5 protein-coding genes and 1 riboswitch are annotated in these 4,560 nt (G+C 63.5%); of the genes, 1 reads left to right on the top strand and 4 read right to left on the bottom strand.

Annotated features, from left to right (window positions below):
• Positions 1–218: 218 nt before the first annotated feature.
• From rpsG to crcB, 4 genes are all read right to left on the bottom strand, one after another.
• On the bottom strand, positions 219–689 hold the full coding sequence (rpsG, locus tag VMS96_07660) for a 30S ribosomal protein S7 (GenBank protein ID HVP43293.1): 471 nt from the start codon (positions 687–689) through the stop codon (positions 219–221).
• 53 nt (positions 690–742) lie between these two features.
• Complete coding sequence (rpsL, locus tag VMS96_07655; protein ID HVP43292.1) at positions 743–1,117, bottom strand: 30S ribosomal protein S12; 375 nt, start codon at positions 1,115–1,117, stop codon at positions 743–745.
• A 380-nt stretch (positions 1,118–1,497) separates the two neighbouring features.
• Positions 1,498–1,815, bottom strand: a complete 318-nt coding sequence (locus VMS96_07650) for a DUF190 domain-containing protein (GenBank protein ID HVP43291.1) — start codon at positions 1,813–1,815, stop codon at positions 1,498–1,500.
• A 13-nt stretch (positions 1,816–1,828) separates the two neighbouring features.
• Positions 1,829–2,209: a fluoride efflux transporter CrcB gene (crcB, locus tag VMS96_07645; GenBank protein ID HVP43290.1), complete on the bottom strand. Its 381-nt coding sequence runs from the start codon at positions 2,207–2,209 to the stop codon at positions 1,829–1,831.
• 19 nt (positions 2,210–2,228) lie between these two features.
• Positions 2,229–2,290: riboswitch (Fluoride riboswitch) on the bottom strand.
• A 249-nt stretch (positions 2,291–2,539) separates the two neighbouring features.
• Between crcB and VMS96_07640 the strand changes: the two genes are divergently transcribed.
• Positions 2,540–4,560: hypothetical protein (locus tag VMS96_07640; GenBank protein ID HVP43289.1), on the top strand; the 2,021-nt coding region annotated here is incomplete at its 3' end.

Below are 4,560 nucleotides of genomic sequence, written 5' to 3'. Positions count from 1 at the left end.
CGCTCCTGCTCCTGCTCCATCCAGTCCATCGTGGCCGTGCCTTCATGGACCTCGCCGATGCGGTGCGTGATCCCCGTGTAATAGAGGATGCGCTCCGTCGTGGTGGTCTTGCCGGCGTCGATGTGCGCCATGATGCCGATGTTCCGGCAACGCGATAATGGGACCTGTCTTGGCACCGTCTCCTTACTCTTTCTCGATCCGAACCCTTGGTCGGACGCTCACCACCGGTAGTGCGCGAAGGCCTTGTTGGCCTCGGCCATGCGGTGGACGTCTTCCTTCTTCTTGATCGCGGCGCCGCGGTTGTTGGCGGCGTCCAGCAACTCGTTCGAGAGCTTCTCGGTCATGCCCTTCTCGCCGCGGTCACGGCTGTATCCGATGAGCCAGCGGATGGCCAGCGAGGTGCGCCGGTCCGGATTCACTTCCACCGGGACCTGGTAGTTGGCGCCGCCCACGCGCCGGGTCTTGACCTCGAGCAGCGGCTTGGCGTTCTCCACTGCCTTCTTGAACAGGGTGAGCGCGTCGGAACCCCCGCGCGTCTCCAGGTTCTTCATGGCGGTGTAGAAGATGTTCTGGGCGGTGGATTTCTTGCCCTCATACATCATCGAGTTCACGAACTTGGTGACCAGCGTCGAACCGTAGATCGGATCGGGCGGCACTTCCCGCTTGGCGATATATCCTTTTCTCGGCATTGCTTCTCTCTCGTAGGGGAGACGCAGCCAGCTGCGTCTCTACCGAAAATCCTTCAGGCCTTCGGCCTCTTGGCGCCGTACTTGGAGCGCCCCTGCTTGCGTGCGGTGACGCCGACCGTGTCCAGCGTGCCGCGGATCACGTGATAGCGCACCCCCGGCAGGTCTTTCACGCGGCCCCCGCGAATGAGCACGATGGAGTGCTCCTGCAGGTTATGGCCGACGCCCGGGATGTAGGTCGTGACCTCGATCCCATTGGTCAGCCGGACCCGCGCCACCTTGCGCAGCGCCGAGTTCGGCTTCTTCGGGGTCTGCGTGTACACGCGGGTGCAGACGCCGCGCTTCTGCGGACACATCTGCAGCGCCGGGCTGGCCGTCTTGTACTTGGGCGACGTGCGGCCCTGGCGTACCAATTGGTTGAACGTAGGCACTCGTGCATGCTCCTTCTGCGCGCGCACACCTGCGGCGCGCAACAGCTCGATCCCTCTTGGGACTGGCGCGGCCGGAACCGCCCATGCTTCCCCGCGCGCAAACACACGGGGAAATTGTTCATTTCCTTAGACTTTGCCTGACGACGGTGGCACAACGCCTTGCGGGCTGCGCTCCGTTTCGTCCGGCTCGACCTGCATACCCCCGCTCGGGAGCGGGGCAGCGCAGGTGCGTTTCAGCGAGGGCGCCCTTCTAGCGGACCGGACTTACTGTCCTCGGGCGTGTGTCGCTACTTCCGTGACGACCACAGGGTAAACCGGCTCAACTCGCAGAACCTATTGAATATAGCAACCCATGGGCAGACGCGTCAAATGGCTTTTGCCTACTCCAGGCTCCCCTGCTCGATGACCACGTTCTCGCGCACGATCAGCCGGTGGGCCGCCATCTCCCGCAGCGTCGGAAGGACTCGGTTCACGTGCTCATCGGTGTCGATGAAGGTGATCACCAGGGGCAGCTTGCCGCCTGCGTCCACCAGGCTGCTGGTTCTCACCCGGCTGCGGCCGGTGAACCCGGCCACGGCGTGCAGGACGGTGGCCCCGGCCACATTCTCCGCCCGGAGATAGTTGAGGATCTCCAGGTGGAGCGGCTTGTCGTGCCACTCGTCGGCTTCGTTCAAGTAAATGCTGACTTGGACCGCCATACCGTTCGCCATTCTATAGCGCCCGCGCCAGCGCCGCGCCGCCGATCACCGCCAGCAGGCAGAGCAGGTTGTTGAAGACGATGTTGCTCCAGAACAGCAGCCAGTGCCCCTGCTCGAAGTAAACGATGGTCTCGAAGGCGTAGCTGGAAAAGGTGGTGTAGGAGCCGCAGAAGCCGATGGCGATGATCAGCCGCCAGCGCGGGTCGGCCAGCACCCGCTCCGTCGTCCAGATCAGGAACAGGCCCAGCAGAAAGCTGCCCGTGATGTTGATGAGGAGGGTGCCGTAGGGGAAATCGGGGTCGATGAGCCTTGCCGCCCAGCGGCTCACCACATAACGCGCGCTGGCCCCGGTCACCGCTCCCAGGGATATCCAAAGGTAGGGCTTCAGTTCCACGATGGAGTTCTCCTATTCGAGCGTGGTAGGAGTCATCAGCCCCGCAGGGCGGTTATGGCGAACTCCATCGCCGTGTCCTTAATGTACCCGGGCGCCGAACGCCGGGGCAAGAGGGAAGCTGACAGGGCGACCGCAGTTGCCGAAATATCCAGCAGCCTCTACACTGAAACATTCCCCGCGTGGCGTGTTCATAGCAAGGGGACATTTACGCGGCCGCAGCACGTCGGCGGGCGTGGAGGATGAATGCGGCGGTCGGGTTTACTCGTTCTTCTCTTTATTCTTCTTCTTCTGGCATTGGGACCCACTGGCTGCGGAGGCGGCGGCACTGGCGTGACCATCGGGCCCGCCACGACCATCATCTTCAATCCCACGAATGTTTCCCTGAATCAGGGCCAGGTGCTGCAAGAGAGTGTGACCGTCACTGATGCCCAAGGCCATGCCATCGGCAACCAGACCTTTACCTTCACTTCCAGCGCCACCAACATCCTTACCACGAGCACCGGAGGCCTGCTGTGCGCCGGCGCCTGGGATACCAACTTCATCCATTGCACTCCAGGTCTGGTGGGGACCTCGACGTTGACCGTGAAGGCTGAGCCTTCGGGTCTCACCGCCACTGTGACCGCGTACGTGCACGCCAAGGCCGATAGCATCGTGGTGGGGGAATCCTCGCCGGTCTCGGTGTTGCCTCTGACCTGCGGCGTTCCCGCGGGGCCGGGCAGCGGCTGCATCTCCATGGGCGCCACCGCACCCAACAACACCGCCAGCTATACCGCCATTGCCTGCAGCAACGACCCGGCGGTGTGCGCTCCCAACCCTGCACCCTGCCAGTTGCCCGCCGCCGACCTCGGTGCCTTCACCTTCGCCAGCGGCAACACCTCGGTGGCCACGGTCGCAGCCGACACCAACAATCCCAACACGGTCACAGTGGCGACCGCCCAAGGCCCGGGCGTCACCCAGATCACGGCGTCCCTGAGCGGTACCACCAGTCTTCCCGGTACCTTCACCACCTGCGCGCCGCGATCCATCTACATCCACGTCGCCAATCAACAGGACACCACCACAGTCAGCATCGCCAAGGCAGCCACCGCCACGCTGGCAGCCGACATCGTGGATACCAATGGTGTCGCCATGAGCTTTGCCCCAACGTGGACCTCGACCGTTACACCAGTGGCAACCGTGGGTACGACGGGCGTGGTCACCGGCGTGAACCCGGGCACCAGCAACGTCGTCGCCTCCTGCGTCCCTCCCCTCTGCAACGGCGGCACCCAGCAGGCCCTGTATAGCAACGTGGTGACCGCGACGGTCACCGGAACCGCCAACGCCGCCACCGTCTACGCTACGAGCAGTGATGCCGGCACCACCACCATCGTTCCCATCAACACTTCGAACAACACCGCTGGGACTGCAATCAACCTGCCGGGTGGGTTTTCTCCGCCCAATTCTTTTGTTTTCGCCAAGAACGGAACGAAGGCCTATCTCGGCTCCGATTCTGGGGTGATCGTCTTCGATCCGGTGGCCGGGACCGCGACTGGCGACACCACGCTCAAAGGCAAGGTGCTGGCTGTTTCGAACGACGCCGTGATCGTCATCGTCGTCGATACCACCGTCCCCAACACGGTGTACGAATACATCCCCGGCGGTGGCACAATCACCTTCAACATTCCGGGCGCCATTGCGGCCGACTTCGTGCCCGACCGTAACCGTTTCTTCGTCTTGACCAGCGCTAACCAGGTCTACGAGATTGGGCCCGGCATTTTCACTCCCATGCCCACGGGCAGTCCAGCCGCGGACGTGGCGCTGCTTGCCTCGGGGGCATTCGCCTATGTCGGCGATCCGTTCACCGACGTCTTTTCGACCTGTACCAATGCCCCGGCGGGCAGCGTCAACATCGGCTCGACCCTCATCAAGGCCGCAGCCAAGCCGGTCCCGTCGCCCAATCAAACGAACCTGCAGATGATCGCCGTGACCGGCAACCAGATCACGCAGATCGACTCCATGCCGGGTGCGGTGGGTTCGCCCTGCCCCGCTAATCCCACCCATACCTTCCAGGCCTACTCCTTCCCCGGCGTTGCCGCGTTTACCCCGGTGCAATTGTTCGTCACGCCCGACAGTTCCAGGGCCATCGTGACCGCCAGCGACGTGAACCAACTCCTGGTGTATTCCATCGGGACCGACGCGACGTTGGGCTCGGCGACCACCATCCCGCTCTCGGGGACGGCCACCGGCGCCTACACCGGCGGCGTCACCGTAGATAGCTCAACTGTGTGGGTCGGAGTGGCGGGCGTGAACCAGGTCCAGGGCTTCACCCTTTCCTCGGGAGCGCCCGTGGCCCAGATCCCGGTGAGCTTCAC

Source organism: Terriglobales bacterium, from assembly GCA_035543055.1.
GTDB lineage: Bacteria > Acidobacteriota > Terriglobia > Terriglobales > Acidobacteriaceae > JAIQFD01.
This window is presented reverse-complemented; position numbering and strand designations above follow the sequence as displayed.